Origin of the sequence: Rhizobium sp. 007, assembly GCF_015353075.1 — a bacterium.
Taxonomy (GTDB): Bacteria; Pseudomonadota; Alphaproteobacteria; order Rhizobiales; family Rhizobiaceae; genus Rhizobium.
This window is the reverse complement of the sequence record NZ_CP064188.1, coordinates 1,618,899-1,636,363: the sequence shown is the minus strand read 5'-3', so window position 1 is coordinate 1,636,363 and position 17,465 is coordinate 1,618,899. Positions and strand designations below refer to the sequence as shown.

General features: G+C 59.1%; 12 protein-coding genes and 1 pseudogene. 5 read left to right on the top strand and 8 right to left on the bottom strand.

What is annotated here, in order from left to right:
- Window positions 1–52: 52 nt before the first annotated feature.
- On the top strand, window positions 53–1,147 hold the full coding sequence (locus ISN39_RS28825) for a Gfo/Idh/MocA family oxidoreductase (protein WP_194731410.1): 1,095 nt from the start codon (window positions 53–55) through the stop codon (window positions 1,145–1,147).
- Window positions 1,148–1,157: 10 nt separating this feature from the next.
- Here the strand turns inward: ISN39_RS28825 and ISN39_RS28820 are convergent, their stop codons facing one another.
- The 3 genes from ISN39_RS28820 to ISN39_RS28810 all read right to left on the bottom strand — a co-directional run bounded on the left by ISN39_RS28820 (window position 1,158) and on the right by ISN39_RS28810 (window position 6,289).
- On the bottom strand, window positions 1,158–3,056 hold the full coding sequence (locus tag ISN39_RS28820) for an ABC transporter ATP-binding protein (RefSeq protein ID WP_194731409.1): 1,899 nt from the start codon (window positions 3,054–3,056) through the stop codon (window positions 1,158–1,160).
- A 23-nt stretch (window positions 3,057–3,079) separates the two neighbouring features.
- A complete protein-coding gene (locus ISN39_RS28815; RefSeq protein ID WP_194731408.1) occupies window positions 3,080–4,933 on the bottom strand; it encodes an ABC transporter ATP-binding protein in 1,854 nt (617 codons plus the stop codon).
- Window positions 4,934–5,092: 159 nt separating this feature from the next.
- Window positions 5,093–6,289 (bottom strand): acyltransferase, encoded by a 1,197-nt coding sequence (locus ISN39_RS28810; RefSeq protein WP_194731407.1) that lies wholly within the window; start codon window positions 6,287–6,289, stop codon window positions 5,093–5,095.
- A gap of 62 nt (window positions 6,290–6,351) precedes the next feature.
- Between ISN39_RS28810 and ISN39_RS28805 the strand changes: the two genes are divergently transcribed.
- From ISN39_RS28805 to ISN39_RS28795, 3 genes and pseudogenes are all read left to right on the top strand, one after another.
- Window positions 6,352–7,281, top strand: a complete 930-nt coding sequence (locus tag ISN39_RS28805) for an alpha/beta hydrolase (RefSeq protein WP_194731406.1) — start codon at window positions 6,352–6,354, stop codon at window positions 7,279–7,281.
- A gap of 329 nt (window positions 7,282–7,610) precedes the next feature.
- Complete coding sequence (locus ISN39_RS28800; protein ID WP_194731405.1) at window positions 7,611–9,017, top strand: FAD/NAD(P)-binding protein; 1,407 nt, start codon at window positions 7,611–7,613, stop codon at window positions 9,015–9,017.
- Window positions 9,018–9,130: 113 nt separating this feature from the next.
- Window positions 9,131–10,714, top strand: a pseudogene (locus ISN39_RS28795) (ATP-binding protein); the annotation flags it as partial.
- Here the strand turns inward: ISN39_RS28795 and ISN39_RS28790 are convergent.
- From ISN39_RS28790 to cyoA, 5 genes are all read right to left on the bottom strand, one after another.
- Complete coding sequence (locus ISN39_RS28790; RefSeq protein WP_246763460.1) at window positions 10,617–11,306, bottom strand: SURF1 family protein; 690 nt, start codon at window positions 11,304–11,306, stop codon at window positions 10,617–10,619. The pseudogene ISN39_RS28795 and the gene ISN39_RS28790 sit on opposite strands and share 98 nt — an antisense overlap.
- Before the next feature lie 119 nt (window positions 11,307–11,425).
- Entirely contained in the window at window positions 11,426–11,827 is a 402-nt protein-coding gene (cyoD, locus tag ISN39_RS28785; RefSeq protein WP_022716674.1) for a cytochrome o ubiquinol oxidase subunit IV, read from the bottom strand.
- On the bottom strand, window positions 11,824–12,444 hold the full coding sequence (cyoC, locus tag ISN39_RS28780; protein WP_074073032.1) for a cytochrome o ubiquinol oxidase subunit III: 621 nt from the start codon (window positions 12,442–12,444) through the stop codon (window positions 11,824–11,826). Before cyoC ends, cyoD begins: the two co-directional genes overlap by 4 nt.
- 5 nt (window positions 12,445–12,449) lie before the next feature.
- Complete coding sequence (gene cyoB / locus ISN39_RS28775; protein ID WP_194731402.1) at window positions 12,450–14,453, bottom strand: cytochrome o ubiquinol oxidase subunit I; 2,004 nt, start codon at window positions 14,451–14,453, stop codon at window positions 12,450–12,452.
- Window positions 14,454–14,499: 46 nt separating this feature from the next.
- Window positions 14,500–15,687 (bottom strand): ubiquinol oxidase subunit II, encoded by a 1,188-nt coding sequence (gene cyoA / locus ISN39_RS28770; protein ID WP_194731401.1) that lies wholly within the window; start codon window positions 15,685–15,687, stop codon window positions 14,500–14,502.
- A gap of 367 nt (window positions 15,688–16,054) precedes the next feature.
- On the opposite strand from cyoA, the gene ISN39_RS28765 reads away from it, so the two are divergent.
- Window positions 16,055–17,389 (top strand): MFS transporter, encoded by a 1,335-nt coding sequence (locus ISN39_RS28765; protein WP_194731400.1) that lies wholly within the window; start codon window positions 16,055–16,057, stop codon window positions 17,387–17,389.
- The last annotated feature ends 76 nt before the right edge of the window (window positions 17,390–17,465 follow it).

The window sequence follows — 17,465 nt, the reverse complement described above, 5'->3', positions numbered from 1 at the left end:
GCGCAAATGCCAACGTGCCCGTCTGGTCGGGTGCAAGCACAAGGAGGCAACAATGAAGCTGATCATACTTGGCACTGGCTGGTGGGCGAACACCCATGCCACGAGTTTCTCGGAGATCGCAGGCGTGGAGATCGTCGCGGCGGTCGATAGTGATGATGTGCGCCTGCGCGCCTTTGCCGCCCGGCACAATATTCCGCTCACCTTCAATTCACTGGAGGATGCGCTTGCCTGGGGCGAATTCGACGCAGCGACCAATGTCACGCCGGACCGCGTGCACTATGCCACGACCTTGGCCCTGCTTGCAGCCGGCAAACATGTCTTCTGCGAAAAGCCGCTGGCTGAGAATTTCGCCCAGGCTGCAGAAATGGCCGACGCCGCCGAGAGGTCGAAGCAGATGACGATGGTGAACCTCACCTATCGCAATGTCGCTCCGCTGCAGAAGGCTCGGCAAATGGTGCTGAACGGCGATATCGGTCAGATCCGGCACTTCGAGGCTTCCTACCTTCAGAGCTGGCTCGTGTCGAAGGCCTGGGGCGACTGGACGACGCAGCCGCAATGGCTCTGGCGCCTGTCGAGCAAGCATGGGTCGAACGGCGTTCTCGGGGACATTGGCATTCATATCCTCGATTTCGTGGTTTACGGGGCGGGAAGCGATATCAAGACCGCGGCTGCGCAACTGAAGACCTTCGAAAAGGCGCCGGGTAACAGGATTGGCGAATACGAGCTCGACGCCAACGACAGCTTCGTGATGATGGCCGAGCTGCAGAACGGCGCTCTGGGCGTCATCCATGCCAGCCGCTGGGCGACTGGACACCTGAACGAACTACGGCTGCGGGTCCACGGCGACAGGGGGGCAATCGAAGTCACCGACACGCCGAACGGCGCGACGCTTAGAATCTGCGCCGGCGCGGATGCCGACAAGGCGATCTGGCGGCGGGTGCAGGTTGAACCCGTTGCGACGAACTTCGAGCGGTTCGCCGAGGCCGTGAGGACCGGCGTCGGACAGGAGCCATCCTTCCGGCATGCCGCCAGTCTCCAAGAGGTCATCGACCACGCGCGCAACTCCGCCGCCAGCCTGCCCGCCCTGATCATCGCCGCTCAAGGCGGACAATATGACACGGTGGCTGCCGGGGAGCGTCGTCGTTAGACAGTTGCGGTCACGTCGTCGAACTGCTGAGGGCCGTCTCTTCCAAAACCTCCTCCGGAATATCGTCGAAGGAGGCATAGTTCAGATTGTAGAGCCGCGAATAGAGTTTGCCGTTCGTCATCAGCTGCCGGTGATCGCCGCTTTCGATGAGCTCGCCATTTTGCAGGACGATGATACGGTCGGCCTCCCGGATCGTCGCCAGCCGGTGGGCGATGACGAGGCCGGTGCGGTTTTCGAGAAGTTTAACCAGCGCCTTCTGGATCAGCATTTCCGTGTAGCTGTCGATATTCGCCGTCGCTTCATCGAGCACCAGGATCTTTGCATCGGCAACGAGCGCACGAGCGAAACTGAGCAGCTGCCGCTGGCCGAGCGACAGGTTGCCGCCGCGCTCGCCGAGCACGCTGTCGTAACCTTCGGGCAGGCGCATGATGAAGTCGTGAGCACCCACGGCCTTGGCGGCTTCGATCACCTGTTCGCGCGTCGCCTCTGTCTTGTGATAGCGAATGTTGTCGAAGACGCTACCGGTGAAAAGGAAAGGTTCCTGCAATACCATGGCGATCTGATCGCCGAGTGAATCCTGCGTCAGCTGGCGTACATCATGCCCTCCGACCAAAACCTGGCCCTGCTGCACATCATAAAACCGGTGGATCAACGACATACAGCTCGATTTGCCTGAGCCGGTCGGGCCGACGAGGGCGACTGTTTCGCCGGGGTTCACCTTGAAGCTCACCTGCTTCAGCACCGGGTGCTTCGGATTGTAGCCGAAGACGACGTCGCGGAATTCGACTGAACCGTCCATGTCTTTCGAAAGCGCCATGGCGTTCGGTGCATCCTTGATCTCTACCGGGACATCGAGAACCTCCGTCAGTCTCTGACCCGACGCCATGGCGCGCTGCATGACGGAATATTGCAGCGTCAGCGAGCGGATCGGATCGAAGAAACGCTGGATGTAGAAGAGGAAGGCAACGAGCACCCCGACATCGAGAGCCTGGTTCAGGACGCGCGCCCCGCCGACGACGATAACGAGAGCCATTGCTACGCCGGTCAAAGAATCAACGATCGGTACCATCACCTGTGCATAGCGGGCGGCCGTCAGATGCGTCTTGAGGTTCGCGTGCGCCTTGTCGTCATAGAGCGTGAAATTGACGCCCTGGCGATCCATGCTCTGCACGGCGCGGACGCCGTGGATTGCCTCGGCAAGCGCACCAGCCGCAACCGAGTTCGTCTCGTGCGCCGCCATGAAGGATTTGCGCGCCAGCGGCAGCCAGAAGAGACGGACGATGAAGAGGACAGGCAAGACGGAGAGCGTCAGCAGGCCAAGCCTGAAGTCGAGATAGAGCATCACGAAAACGATGCCGAAGAGTAGGGCGATATCGCCGACGGAAAGCACTGACGTCTCGAGAAACTCCTGCATGGAGTTCACGTCGCCTTGAAGACGCGACATCAGCCGTCCGACCTCCGTCTTGTCCATGAAGGAAAGCGAGACCCGCTGGAGATGGGAGAACATTGCCTTGCGGATGTCGAAGAGCACCTCTTCGGCGACGTTGCCGACCAGCGTCTCCTGGGCGTAGCTCGCCGCATAATTGATCAGGATCACGATCACAAACGCGATGATCGAATAGAGGAGGGCGGAACGATCCCCGCCCGGCTGCATGCCGTGGTCGATCGCGTAGCGGATGATCAGGGGGATCAACAGCTGCATCGCCGTGAAGGCGAGCACGGCTACGACCGACCACATGACTTGCGTGCGATATGGCTCGACAAAAGCCCAGATGCGCTTGACGATGTTGCCGTCGAAGGCCTTTCCGAACATTTCCTCTTCAATGCGATGCGAGCCGACGACCGCCCGCGGCGGACGGCGTCCGTCCTCGCGAACGTCGGAACGTTCGGTTTCCAGTTCCTCGGCCATGAAGTCCTCCCTGCGCCGGTTTCTTACGCGCTCAAAGCGTCGTCGCCCGGCCGCACCTGCAAGTCGTAAAGTGCCTTGTACCGGCCGCCGGCGGCCAGCAACTCCTCATGCGTGCCGCGCTCGACGATGCAGCCGTCTTCGACGAAGAGGATCTGGTCGGCATGCATCAGCGAACTCAGCCGGTGGGCGACGATGATCGTCACGCGGTCGGCGGCGTATTTGCGCATGGCGGCGCGGATGCGCTGTTCGGTGGCAGCGTCGATCGCCGCCGTCGAGTCGTCAAATACCATCACTGCCGGCCTCAGCATCAGCGCGCGCGCGATCGAAAGGCGCTGGCGCTGGCCGCCGGATAGCGAAATGCCGCGTTCGCCGACCACCGTGCCGTAGCCTGTCGGCAAGCCGAGGACATAGTTGTGCAGCTGCGCGCTTTCGCTCGCGCGCTCGATCCGCGGCTCCTTGGCCCACGGGTCGCCATAGGCGATATTGTTTTCGATGGTTGTCGTGAACAGGAAGGAATCCTGCTGCACAACGGCAACTGCGCGGCGGAGCGATTGCAGTGTCACCTTGCGGATATCCTGCCCGTCGATCGTGATCCTTCCCTTCGTCACGTCATAAAAGCGCGGGATCAAATGGGCAATCGTCGATTTGCCGCTGCCCGGCGGGCCGACGATGCCAACCGTTTCACCACGCCGCGCTTCGAAGGAAACGCCGTGAAGCACCTGATGCATGTCCGAGCTTGGATAAGCGAAGGCGACATTCTCGAAACGAAGCGTGCCTTCTGACACCTTCAATTCCTTCGCATCCGGGGCATTGCGTATGGCGATCTCCAGGTCGAGCAGATTGAAGAGGCGCGTGCCGCATGTCGATGCCCGGGCAAAGGCGTTGACCATCAGGCCGAGTTGACGCACCGGCATTTGCAGGATGGTCATGAACGTCAAGAACGAAGCGAGCGTGCCGACGGTGATGTCGCCGGCTATTACCTTTTCTCCGCCGACCCAGAGCACGAGGCCCATCGCAGCGAAGAAGGAAAAGGTCATGGCGCTGGTATTGGCAACACGGATACCGACACGCTGGTGTGCAAGCGTCAGCGCATTCTTCGATGCCTTTTCGAATTTGGAGAGCTCGTGGTCTTGCGCTGCGAAGGCACGGACGACACGGATGCCGCCGAGATTCTCCTCCATGATACGGGTCAGCACCGAAAGCCGCTCCTGCAGGTCGAGCCACGTGGCACGCAGCCGCAGCTGCGTCACTGAGGAACGCCAGCCGACGAAAGGCACGAAACTCAGCGCCAGGAGGCCAAGAACCACATCGGCCGAAATCAGCATGTACGCACCGATCCCGATCAGCGTCGAAAGCAGGAAGACACGCACAAGCGCTGTCGAAAAATACATTCGCACGCCTTCGAGATCGAGCAGTCCGACAGTGATCAGATCGCCCGAATGAACCGTGTCGTGAAAGCTGAAGGAGAGCCGCTGGATCTTCTCGTAACAGGCAAGCCGCAGCTCGTAGCCCATGTGGTGGCCGACGCTTTCGCTGTAATAGTTCTGAACCATCGTGAAGACGCCGCGTAGCACGCTGGCACCGAGTAAAAGCAGCGCCGTCGTCAGCAGCGCCTCCTGCGCCAGCTGGCCGGCCGCTCCGCCGGTCAGTGCAACCTGCGTATGGTCGACCGCCTGGCCGAGCAGGCGCGGAATCAGAAGCTGGAACGCGGATGCTATGAGGGTTGCGCCGATGGCGAAACCCGCTTGCCAAGGGTGACGAAAGGCCATGACGGTGATGCGGACCAGCGTATAAAGGCCCTTGCCCCAGCCTGCCGCATTCACAAGCGCAAGCGAAGCTGAAGGCTTCGTCGCGCGTATCGACGCATCGCTGCTCACGGTATTGATTCCAAATAGATGTATGGTTCGGACGCTGGCCCGAAAAGACGGCAATTCCATGAAGGGATTGATTAGCGCGCTTAGTTTTGCCGATTCTACCTGAGCGTTCAAGTAAAGAATTCACCAGTTGGTTATTTTCTCGTGAGTGAGACGAATCCCTCAGCTCGGTCCCAATTGCGGCGAACGCCGCAGCATTAGAGGTTTCTTCACGATCCTTTCTGCGGACGTGACGAAACAGGACATCAAAAGGACGGCGCAAACCGAAGCGCAGAACAGCAAACCGACAGACACCCGCGAGACTGGCGGCAGCACTGTCGCCAGCGATTGGACGATCAAGCCGCCGAACGTGTAATGATTAAGGTAGAGTGCGTAGCTCAGGCTTCCGAGATATCGGAATATTGTCCGCTGCCGATGGGTGAACCGGGTTTCGAATGCGTCCGCATGCATGATGCAAAAAACCATAAAGGCTGTGGCCGTCAGCCACACCACACAGGCCCCGGTGCCGATGCCCCATAAGAGATCCCTGCCGACGAATATCTCGACAATGCACATCAAACCTGCTGGCAGCAGGGCGCCGATCGCGACTTTGGAGCGATGGCCGCGCAGGTGAGCCCACAGCAACATGCCCAGCGCGAAGAATACGCCGTAGCGCATGAGAAAGACCTTCGAAGGGAAACGCGAAAGCGTCGCAAACAGCTCCTTGTCGAGTAGAAAGGCCGCAGACCATACCACGAGATAGACCGAGCTTCCGGCGCAAATGATCTTCGCCAGGTTTTCCAAAGAAAGACGCGGCGCAAAGACGATCGTGATCCCGACGGTCAGGTAGAACGCAGCCTCGACCACCAGCGACCATACGACGCCATCGATATAAGGCCCGACCGGCGAAAGGACCGAGGAACGGATGAGGGGAGGGACGAGAGACGTAATGTCCTGGCCCGCCAGCGATAAGGCCGCAAAGCCGATCACGCTGGAAATCCACAAAGCCGGCAGGATTCGAAGGGCGCGCAGGTGAATGAAACGGAGAGCGCCGTGCATGCCGCTGGCGCTTTCTGCGCTCATGGAGATCACGAGGCCGGAAATCACGAAAAAAATCTCAACGCCAATGCTGCCAACCCCATCGAATGGCCAGAGGAAGGCGAACACCGGCCCGCTAGTTTGCGGAAGCTGGAAGCTTGAAAAGTGGAATAGCAGAACCAATGCAGCAGCATAAATTCTGACTATATCTACCACGTAATAATGTGTTGCAGGCTTTTGTTCAGGCATAGTCTCATCCAAAAGGAGTATATGTCCCGGATAAGTTTCGAGTATTTGTTTCTTTAGCGTATTACTATTAATATAATTCCGTTGTCCACCCATATTGCGCGTGGATTGTAAACTTTTTATCTTAGCACACGTGGCGGACGGCGAGAGGTTGCAGCATGAGTTACGGATTATCGAGGCGTATCACGGCGATGCTGGCTATAGCCGGGCTCGCATTTTTCTTACTTGCGGCCGGAACTTGCGAGCTTTTGGCCTCGACTGATAGGGACGGTCCTGCCTTCAAGGACATCGCCTACGGAAGCGACGCCCGCAACAGGATGGACATCTATAAACCGCCCGGTGCCGGTCCGTTTCCGGCGATCATCTATGTCCATGGCGGTGGATGGTGGAATGGTGACAAGCAGTATCTCGCGGCCAATGCCAGGGACTATATGCTGTCGAAGGGCGTTGCGGTCGTTGCGATCAACTATCGCAATCTGGTCGAGGCAAAACGCGACCGGATATTCCCGCCCGTGCTTGCCGCGCTTGAGGATACCAAATCGGCCTACGGATATCTCCTGAAGAATGGCGGGAGCCTTGGCATTGATAATACACGGCTTGCCATATACGGCGCTTCGGCAGGCGGCTTCAATGCGCTATGGCTGGCATTGTCGATCAATGAGGACGGTTCGCTGCAGGCGATCAAGGCGGTCGGCGGCATCGATGCGCAAACCACGATCGATCCCTTTGAGATGCGCGATTGGGTCGGTCCATCCATCAATTATGGAGGCCATGCCTTTGGCCTGCCCGAAGCGGATTTCCAATCCTTTCTGGCGCAAAGAGATAAATTCCTGAATTACATCTCGACGCTGTCACCCTCCTATCTGGTTCGCGCAGACTCGCCGCCGATCGTGCTCCTCTATTCGGGGGGGCTGCAGGATCAGTCGAGCGATCACATGGCGCTCGTCCACAGCCCGAAGTTCGGTGCAGAATTTCAAAAGACCGCCGAAAGGAACGGCCATGCCGTGACCCTTCTCGAGGGGGCAGAGCGTATTCCGGCGCGCTACAGCGATTTCTTCAATTTCCTGATCGATCGCGTTGTGAAATAGCCGCCTGGTCCGAACAGGTATCTTAGACAAGGCAGCACAAGGCGCGGTGGAAAGGACAAATCTCTCTTTTGTTTCAGCGCTGTGGCTGACTTGTCTGCAGTTATGCCGAACAAAACGCTTGCCACCTTCCCATTTTAGGGCTTTCATACACGACTAGTTTGATAGACTATGCCGACGGCAATGTTCCCTCGTTTCTGACGAAGCTCAATGCTTCGATGAGCGGCAAGCGTTCCAGACGGCCGCATGAACCTCACCAACGCAGGCGCATTGTCCTGCGTTGAAAACCTTGATCGAGACACGATGCGGGCTGATCCTGCAAGGGAGTTGAGATGACGGTTCAGGGACTTTTTGCTTCGAAGTTCAAGACGACGGCACGGGTTTCGGCTGTCCCTCGTATCGCAATCGTCGGCCGGGGTTTTTCCGGCATGATGAGCGCAATCGCCTTGATGAAAACGGTGCGAACGCCGTTCCATCTTCAGCTTTTCGATCCGAATTCCTCGGTCAGCGGGGGCCAGGCGCTGTCGTCGGCGCGCGCTTCGACGATCCTCAATACCCGCGTGCGCGACCTTTCGGTGTCGCTCGGCGACGCCGACGATTTCAACGACTGGCTCTGTAGCAACGCGGAATTCCGGGCTGCCGTGCGTGCCGCGATCCCGGGTTTCCGCCAGATTTTCGTTCCAAAGGCACTTTTCAGCGACTACGTCTATCAGCGCTTTTCAGAAGCGCTCGCAGCCCGCAAGGATATCACCGTACAGGTCTGTCACGAGCCGGTCGTCGCAATCCGCAGAAGCGATGCAAACCGCTTTCTGCTTGAAAGCGCCCATCCAGCCAATCCGCTCTTCGATACCGTCGTCCTGGCCACCGGCTACGGGCTTTCCGAGCCCGAGCCGGAGACGGAGGATCGGTCGCCGGTGCGGGCCCAGCGTCTCGTCGCCCGGCCGCATGCTGTTCTCCTTGGAAGCGGCATCCGCGTGGTCGACCAGTTGCTGCAACTGCGCGATAGCGGTTACACTGGCGAGATCACGATTGTCTCGAAGCATGGTTTCCTGCCACAGAGCCATACACCGAATTCCGCCGATCCGGTTTTCCCGGCCGAGGCGTTGCCGCAAAAGCTGCCCGAGATCGTCCGCTTCATCCGCACTGCCTGCCGTGAGGCAGAAGAAGAGGGCCGTAGCTGGCAATCGGTGATGAACGGTCTGCGCAGACATGCCCGCTCTCTCTGGCGTTCGCTGCCGGCCGATCAGAAACGCCAGTTCAACCGGCATCTGCGCGCCATCTACGACAGCCACCGCAACCGCCTGCCAGAAGCGATGTATCTGCGCTTGAAACGCGAGCTTGCCGAAGGCAATACTATCCTTCGTCGAGGCACGGCCGGCCGCCGGGGGCTCAGCGGCATCTTCTTCACGCCGGCCGGATCAATTGTCGAGGAAGTCATCTATGCGGAGCGTGTATTCGACTGCCGCTGCAAGGCACCTGATCTGGCGATGCCTTTGATGCAGAGCCTGATCGGCTCCGGCCTTGCCGTGCCCGACGAGCTTTCGCTGGGGCTTGCCGTCGATCAGCGCGGCGACCTCTGCCTCGAGGACGGATCGACGGTGGACGGCCTCTTCGCCGTCGGTCCGCTCGGCCTTGGCAGTCTGCCGGATATCGATCTGGTCCCTGAAATCGTCACCCAGGCCTACGCGGCTGCGGAGAAGGTAGGAGAGCAGTTCTATCCTCGAAGCAGAGCTGTTTGAAATTATTCGGACTTTTGTGGGAACCATTTCGCGGCTCCTTCGGTTTAGGAAACTGGTGTTTCCCACGGGGGCTTATGGAAGTGATGGATCGATTTGGTGCGTCTCTCACGGGCGAGGGCCGCTTGCGGTTACTTGTCGATGCCATCACCGACTACGCAATCTATATGCTTAGTCCGGAGGGTCACGTCGCCACCTGGAACGTCGGTGCTCAGCGCCTCAAAGGATATTCACAGGAAGAAATCATCGGCAGGCACTTCTCGAATTTCTACACCGAGGAGGACCGTGCTGCCGGTGAGCCGGAACGTGCGCTTGAAATTGCCCGCCGCGACGGCCGCTTCGAAAAGGAGGCCTGGCGCATGCGCAAGGACGGCAGCCGCTTTTGGGCGAACGTGGTCCTTGACGCTATCACGGACGATTGCGGGGAAGTAATTGGTTTTGCGAAGATCACCCGCGACATGACCGAGAAGCGCGAAATCCAACGTGCGCTCGATCAGGCACGCGAAGAGCTTTTCCAGGCGCAGAAGATGGAGGCGATCGGCCAGCTCACCGGCGGCATTGCCCACGACTTCAACAATCTTCTGATGGCCGTTCTCGGCAGCCTGGAGATTTTGAAGAAGCGGATGCCTGAACAACCGGAGCTGATGCCCCTCGTCGAAAATGCCATCCAGGGTGCGCAGCGCGGCGCTGCCTTGACGCAGCGCATGCTCGCCTTTTCGAGGCGCCAGGAACTGGCGGTCAAGACGATCGAGATTGCAGCGCTCATGGACGGAATGGCCGACATGCTGCAACGTTCGCTCGGGCCGCTGACCATGCTGGAAATCGAAGTGCTGCCGGGCGTTCCAACAATTGCCACCGATCCCAACCAGCTCGAAACAGCAATCCTCAATCTGATTGTGAACGCGCGTGATGCCATGCCCCGCGGAGGGAAAATCACTGTCAGAGCGCAGGAACGGACGGTAGGTGAAAGGGAAGGGATCCTTACGCCCGGTGCGTATCTTTGTCTTTCGGTCATCGACGGCGGAGAGGGCATGGACGAAGAGACACTTGAACAGGCGACGACACCCTTCTTCACGACGAAGGGTGTCGGGAAAGGCACCGGTCTCGGATTGCCGATGGTTCAAGGGCTCGCCGCGCAGTCAGGCGGCCGGCTCGTCTTGAAGAGCCGCCTCGGCGAAGGCACGGTCGCCGAGCTTTGGTTCCCTGCGGTCCTGGCACAGGACGCACCGGTAGAGCTCCCGGAAAAAGCGGCCGATCATCCCGGCCTTCCGCGCTCGCTGCGCATCCTGGCCGTCGACGACGACAGTCTCGTGCTCATGAACACGGTTTTGATGCTGGAGGACCTAGGCTACGACGTCATAGAGGCGGCATCGGCCGCCGATGCGCTGGCCATCCTTTCCAGCGAACAGGTCAACCTTGTCATCTCCGACCACGCAATGCCGCGGATGACGGGTGCAGAGCTTGCAGAGGCGATCCGCCGTGATTGGCCGCACATGCCGATCATCCTTGCCACGGGCTATGCCGACATTCCGCCCGGCGGCGGCCTCATCGACCTGCCGCGTCTCGGCAAGCCCTTCTCGCAGGCACAACTTGCCGAGGCAATCAGCCGGACGATTGCCACGGCCGGTGCGTCCGAACCTCGCTTCGGATCACGAATGCCAGCAGGCCCGCCACCATCAGCGCCAAGCCAAACCATGTGATCGCGTAGACGAGGTGGTTGTTCGGAAAGACGATGCGTGTCAGTCCGCCGATCGGCAGACCACCGGGATTGGGAGTGTTGTCGGCATCGATGAAATACTCGGCAGCGTCTGCCACATGCTTTTCCGCCGCGATTGCAGCTACATCGCGGGAGTACCAGCGCCCCGAGGCCGGGTCGTTCGATTGTAGCAACGAACCCTTCGATTCCGTGATCCGCATCAGCCCTGTGATCGTGACCTGACTGGAGAGTTGGCCGGACGGCCGGGTTTGCGGATCGCGCCTGTCGGTCGGCACGAAGCCGCGGTTGATCAAGACCGTCTGGCCATCACCAAGCGACAGCGGTGTCATCACCCAAAAGCCTGGACCCAGTTCGGTTGAGGCATAGACCAGCGTCTCCTTGCTGTTTTGCAATGTGCCGGTCGCCGTTACACGGCGGTATTCGTCGTCTGCGGCATGGACTGCCCTTCCTGTCGGGGCCGGGGCCGGCTCGGCGTGGACCCGTTGATCGACCCGAGCAATGAGGTCACGTTTCCAGGACAGCCGCTCCACCTGCCAGAGGCCGAGAGCGACGAAACCTGCCGTCGAAAGAAGCATCAGACTGCATAGCATTGCCAGCCGGATTGATGGTCGGCGTCGGTCTTTCGGTAAAGGAAAGCTGTCTGGCATGGCGGAAAACCTGCACGGGCGGCCTTGCCGCCGCCCGCTCGACACCCCTAGGGCATGTTCTTCATCATTTCAGGGCTCATCGGCATCATATTGGTATTCAGATGATGCATGACCCAAAGCGAGCCGGAAAGCGCGATCGCCACGATCACGATCGTGAAGATCAGCGCCATCATCGTCCAGCCGCCTTCCGAGCGGGTGTTCATATGCAGGAAGCAGATCATGTGAACGACGATCTGGATCGCGCCGAGCGCCATCACAAGAAAAGCAGTCACCCCCGGGCTCTCGAAGACACCGGCCATGACAAGCCAGAAGGGAATGGCGGTCAAGATGACCGAGAGGACGAAACCAATCGTATAGCTCTTCATCGAGCCGTGGCCTGCCCCGTGTCCGTGGCTATGGCCATGATGGGCTTCGTGTGCGTCCTCATGTGCGGGTGCTTGCGAACTCATCCGAGAACTCCCATCAGGTAGACAAAGGAAAAGACGCCGATCCAGACGACGTCGAGGAAGTGCCAGAACATCGAAAGGCACATGAGGCGGCGCCGGTTGGCCTCGATCAGGCCGTACATCGAAACCTGCACCATCAGCGTTGCCATCCAGATGATGCCGGACGTGACGTGCAGCCCATGGGTTCCAACCAGCGTAAAGAAGGCCGAAAGGAAAGCGCTGCGCGATGGACCTGCACCCTCGTGGATCAAATGAATGAACTCATAAAGTTCAAGCCCGATGAACGCCGCCCCGAACAGGCCGGTCACCGCCAGCCACATCAGCGTGCCCGATTTGCTGTTCTTTTCCATCTGGAGCATGGCGAAGCCGTAGGTGATGGAAGAAAAGAGCAGCATCGACGTGTTGACTGCCACGAGCGGCAGATCGAACAGGTCCTTCGGCGAAGGCCCTGCCGCATAATTGCGGCCAACAACGCCATAGGTCGCAAACAGCACCGCAAAGATCAGGCAGTCGCTCATGAGGTAGAGCCAGAAGCCGAGATTTGTGCTGCCTTCGGGATGATGTTCTTCGGTCAGATAGAACTCAGGCTTTTCGGCCGTGTCGATAGTATGATCGCTCATGGTCATTATACCTGTGTCGCAAGCAGTTCGGTCCGCTTGCCTTCCGTTTTACTGACCTCTTCGGCCGGGATATAGAAGTCGCGCCTATAGTTGAAGGTATGGACAATGGTGACGACGAGCAGCGCCGCGGCGGAGGCCACGACGAGCCACCACATGTACCAGATCAGGCCGAAGGCGAGAGCCACGCTGATGGCCGAAAGGATTGCCCCGGTGCCGGTGTTCTTCGGCATGTGGATCGGCTTGAAGCCTTCGAGGGGTCGTTCGTAACCGCGGTTCTTCATGTCGTACCAGCTGTCATGATCGTGCACCACAGGGGTAAAGGCGAAGTTGTAGTCGGGCGGCGGCGACGACGTCGACCACTCAAGTGTGCGGGCATCCCATGGATCGCCTGTATGGTCGGCAAGTTCCTCGCGCCTGATGAAGCTGACGACAAGCTGGACGAGGAACGACAGTATGCCGAGCGCGATCAGGAAAGCACCGAAGGCTGCGATGATGAACCAGATCTGCAGCGACGGGTCCTCGAACTGCGACACGCGGCGGGTGACGCCCATCAGGCCGAGCACATAGAGCGGCATGAAGGCGAAATAGAAGCCGGTCAGCCAGAACCAGAAGCTCATCTTTCCCCAGAAAGGATCGAGCTTGAAGCCGAAGGCCTTCGGGAACCAGTAGTTGACGCCTGCAAGCAGACCGAACAGCACGCCACCGATGATCACATTGTGGAAGTGGGCGATCAGGAACAGCGAGTTGTGCAGCACGAAGTCTGCAGGCGGAACGGCAAGCAGCACCCCGGTCATGCCGCCGATGACGAAGGTCACCATGAAGCCGACGGTCCAAAGCATCGGCACTTCATAGCGGATGCGGCCGCGATACATGGTGAAGAGCCAGTTGAACATCTTCGCTCCCGTGGGGATCGAGATGATCATGGTCGTGATTCCGAAGAAGGAGTTGACGCTGGCGCCGGAACCCATGGTGAAGAAGTGATGGAGCCAGACGATATAGGAAAGGATGGTGATGACCACTGTCGCATAGACCATCGAGGCGTAGCCGAACAGGCGCTTGCCGCAGAAGGTCGCGACCACTTCCGAGAAGATGCCGAAGGCCGGCAGCACGAGGATATAGACCTCCGGATGGCCCCAGATCCAGATGAGGTTGACATACATCATCGGATTGCCGCCGAGGTCGTTCGTGAAGAAGTTCGTGTCGGCGTAGCGGTCGAGCGCCAGCAGCGCAAGCGTTGCCGTCAGGATCGGAAAGGTGGCGACGATCAAGACGTTGGTGCAAAGCGAGGTCCAGGTGAAGACGGGGAGCTTCATCATGGTCATGCCAGGCGCGCGCATCTTCACGATGGTGGCGATCAGGTTGATGCCCGAAAGTGTCGTCCCAACACCTGCAACCTGCAGGCCCCAGATGTAGTAGTCGACGCCGACCCCCGGACTGTAGTCGGCGCCTGAAAGCGGCGGGTAGGCAAGCCAGCCGGTGCGCGCGAACTCGCCGATGAAGAGCGACAGCATGATGATGATGGCGCCGGCCGTCGTCATCCAGAAGGAGAAGTTGTTGAGGAAGGGAAAGGAGACGTCACGAGCACCGATCTGCATCGGTACCACGAAGTTCATGAGGCCCGTGACGAAGGGCATGGCCACGAAGAAGATCATGATAACGCCGTGGGCGGTAAAGATCTGGTCGTAGTGGTGCGGCGGCAGATAGCCTTCCGATCCGTTGAAGGCGATCGCTTGCTGGATCCGCATCATGATCGCGTCCGAAAAGCCGCGCAGCAGCATGATGACGGCGAGGATCACGTACATGATGCCGATTTTCTTGTGATCGACGCTGGTGATCCAGTCGCGCCACAAGGGACCCCAAAATCTGTAATGAGTAATGAGGCCGACCAGGGCGAGACCACCGATGACCACGGCTATGAAGGTCGCGACGAGGATCGGCTCGTGATAGGGGATCGCCTCAAGGGTCAACCGGCCGAAGATGAACTTCAGGAGGTCAGGATTGGAAAACATGGATTAACCCGTTCATTGGTGTCTTAGCGACGCAAAGCGCCAGGTTTTAATTGTTGCTGCCCGGTTGAGCCGGACTGCCGCTGCCGTGATCCATCCCGGGCATCGAATGACCGTCATGCTGCATCCCGGGCATGGTCTGCCCGCCCTGCTGCGGCTGGGCGTCAGGCTGCTGGCTGTTGCTGTCGGTGCCCTCGGGTTCTTGCCCGCTGCGTGCCGGCGTGCCGGTTGCAGGGAAGGTCGGGGCATTGGTGCGCTCACCCTGTTCGGCATGGCGGTTGTCATATTCCAGCCGCTCCCGGTTTTCGGCGCTCTCCTTGCCTGCGCCGCCCATCATGTCGATGTGCATCACCTCGTTCATGCACATCTTACCGGGCGTCGCGCACATGTTGAGGATGGCCTCGTAGAGGCCGGCCTCGGCGCTGGCGTAGTAGCGCACGGGCTCTCGTTCGCTCGGCCTTTCGAGTTTCAGGTAGGCATCGCGGTTAAGCGCCGTACCTTGCGCTTTGACACGGGCGATCCAATCGTCGAAGCCCTGCTGGTTTAGGCCGTGAAACTTGAAGCGCATGTGCGAGAAGCCGTCGCCGCTGTAATTGGCAGAAAAGCCTTCGTACTCGCCTTCCTTGTTGATGACGGCGTGCAACTTCGTCTGCATGCCGGGCATGGCGTAGATCTGGCCGGCGAGCGCCGGAATGTAGAAGGAGTTCATTACCGAAGACGCGGTGATTTTGAAATTGATCGGAACGTCGACCGGGGCTGCCAGTTCGTTGACGGTCGCAATGCCGAGGTCAGGATAAAAGAACAGCCATTTCCAATCGAGCGCCACGACTTCGACGGTGAGCGGCTTCGCACCAGCAGGAATCGCGCGTTCTGCATCCAGCCGGTCAAGCGCGCGGTAGGGGTCGAGCTTGTGTGTGCTGATCCAAGTGATTGCGCCGAGCGCAATGATGATGGCAAGCGGCGCTGACCAGATCACGAATTCAAGGCGGGTGGAGTGATGCCATTCCGGATCATAGGTCGCCGCTGTGTTCGAGCGCCTGTATCGCCAGGCGAAGAACAGTGTGAGGAACAAGACCGGCACGATGATCAAAAGCATCAAGAAGGTCGAGACCAGGATAAGGTCTGCCTGTTGATTGGCGATATCGCCCGAGGGCGACATCACCACCAGATTGCACCCTGCCAGCATGAATAGCGGCAACACGGATAGAAGGCGGGAAAACTTCATCAGTTTTTGCACGTCTCTAAGCTCTTGTTGTTTCGTCCGAACCGCGACTAAAGCACGAAACGGCATGGTGACATGAGGTGTTTGGTCGCAGTGCAGCAAATATGCCGCGATGCGGCAGAATGTTATTTCACGGCTTTCTGAAAAATCCTGATCAATTCAAGAAGGATTGTGCCGGGATCAAATGTTTTTCCGGCCTATATATCCGCAAATGCGCAGTTGGCCAGTTTCGCAAGCCGCCCCGTGCGCATTTTGCGATCTACATGCAATTTTGAGAATGGATGATGAACTATTTGCGCCGTCCGGACTTGATAACCCGGCGGGTTTGATCAAGATCGTCTTGAGGCGCTTCGTAAAAGCACCTCAACGAGGGAGGCGTTAAATGGCTGAAACACAGGTACACTACGGACCGTCATCGCGCACGCTGGAACGCGACGCACGCAGAATTCACGATGACAAGCCGGTCTCGCCGGGCAGCATCGCGATCGGCGTCGTCATCGGACGCATGTCGGAATTTTTCGATTTCTTCGTTTACGGCCTGGCCTCAGTTCTCGTCTTTCCGCAGCTTGTCTTTCCCTTCGCGCCGGACCGGCTGACGGCGACGCTTTATTCTTTCGCGATCTTTTCGCTGGCTTTCCTTGCCCGCCCTGTCGGCTCCGTTGTGTTCATGACCATCGACCGCTTCTACGGCCGCGGCACAAAGCTGACGATTGCGCTCTTCCTGCTCGGTGGCTCGACGGCCTCGATTGCCTTCCTGCCCGGCTACAACGTAATCGGCTACTGGTCGATCGCCTTGCTTGCGCTTTTCCGCCTTGGGCAAGGCTTTGCCCTCGGAGGCGCATGGGACGGGCTTGCTTCGTTGCTGGCGCTGAATGCGCCGGAGCGGCACCGCGGCTGGTATGCGATGATCCCGCAGCTCGGTGCGCCGATCGGTTTTGCGCTGGCGAGCACCCTGTTCGGCTTCTTCATCGCCAATCTCTCAAACGATGATTTCCTTTCCTGGGGCTGGCGCTACCCGTTCTTCGTCGCATTCGCCATTAACGTCGTGGCCCTCTTTGCCCGCCTGCGTCTCGTCATGACGAAAGAATTCGGAACGCTCCTGGAGCAGCATGAACTGGAAGCGGCGCCAATTGTCGATGTCCTTCGCATCCACGGTCGCGATATCCTGATCGGCGCCTTCGTCCCTCTCGCAAGCTTTGCAATGTTCCATCTCGTCACCATTTTTCCGCTTGGTTGGATGAGCCTTTACGGCAGCCAACCGCTCGGCACTTTCATGGTTGTGCAGATCATCGGTGCCATGGTCGGCATCGTCGCCATCATCGCCTCTGGCCTGATCGCCGATCGCATCGGCCGCCGCGGTCAGCTCGCCGTCTGTGCCGTGCTAATCGCGATCTTCTCCTTCATCGGTCCGATGCTGATTGCCGCCGGCGACACCGGTCAGGACGCATTCGTCATCATTGGCTTCGGCGTGCTTGGCCTTTCGTTCGGTCAGGCTACCGGTTCGATCTCTTCGCGGTTCGGCCGCGGCTATCGCTATACGGGCGCAGCCTTCACGTCGGATCTCGCCTGGCTGGTGGGTGCGGGTTTTGCGCCCCTCGTTGCACTTAGTCTGTCCAGCCGCTTCGGCCTGCCTTTTGTCGGCTATTACCTGCTTTCGGGCGCCATCTGCACGCTTGCCGCACTTGCCTTCAGCAAGGCGCTGGAACAGCGCGAGTAGCGACCACTGAAGCATGAAGCCCGCCGACCTCGGTGAACTGACCCCCGAAAGTTGGACAACAGCCTTCGGGGGTTTT

What these genes read in the sequence shown, in the direction of transcription:
- ISN39_RS28825 (WP_194731410.1), top strand. Translation starts at nt 53, where the DNA reads ATGAAGCTGATCATACTTGGCACTGGCTGGTGGGCGAACACCCATGCC.
- ISN39_RS28820 (WP_194731409.1), bottom strand. Translation starts at nt 3,056, where the DNA reads ATGGCCGAGGAACTGGAAACCGAACGTTCCGACGTTCGCGAGGACGGA.
- ISN39_RS28810 (WP_194731407.1), bottom strand. Translation starts at nt 6,289, where the DNA reads ATGGGTGGACAACGGAATTATATTAATAGTAATACGCTAAAGAAACAA.
- ISN39_RS28805 (WP_194731406.1), top strand. Translation starts at nt 6,352, where the DNA reads ATGAGTTACGGATTATCGAGGCGTATCACGGCGATGCTGGCTATAGCC.
- ISN39_RS28800 (WP_194731405.1), top strand. Translation starts at nt 7,611, where the DNA reads ATGACGGTTCAGGGACTTTTTGCTTCGAAGTTCAAGACGACGGCACGG.
- ISN39_RS28790 (WP_246763460.1), bottom strand. Translation starts at nt 11,306, where the DNA reads ATGCTTCTTTCGACGGCAGGTTTCGTCGCTCTCGGCCTCTGGCAGGTG.
- cyoD (WP_022716674.1), bottom strand. Translation starts at nt 11,827, where the DNA reads ATGAGTTCGCAAGCACCCGCACATGAGGACGCACACGAAGCCCATCAT.
- cyoC (WP_074073032.1), bottom strand. Translation starts at nt 12,444, where the DNA reads ATGAGCGATCATACTATCGACACGGCCGAAAAGCCTGAGTTCTATCTG.
- cyoB (WP_194731402.1), bottom strand. Translation starts at nt 14,453, where the DNA reads ATGTTTTCCAATCCTGACCTCCTGAAGTTCATCTTCGGCCGGTTGACC.
- ISN39_RS28765 (WP_194731400.1), top strand. Translation starts at nt 16,055, where the DNA reads ATGGCTGAAACACAGGTACACTACGGACCGTCATCGCGCACGCTGGAA.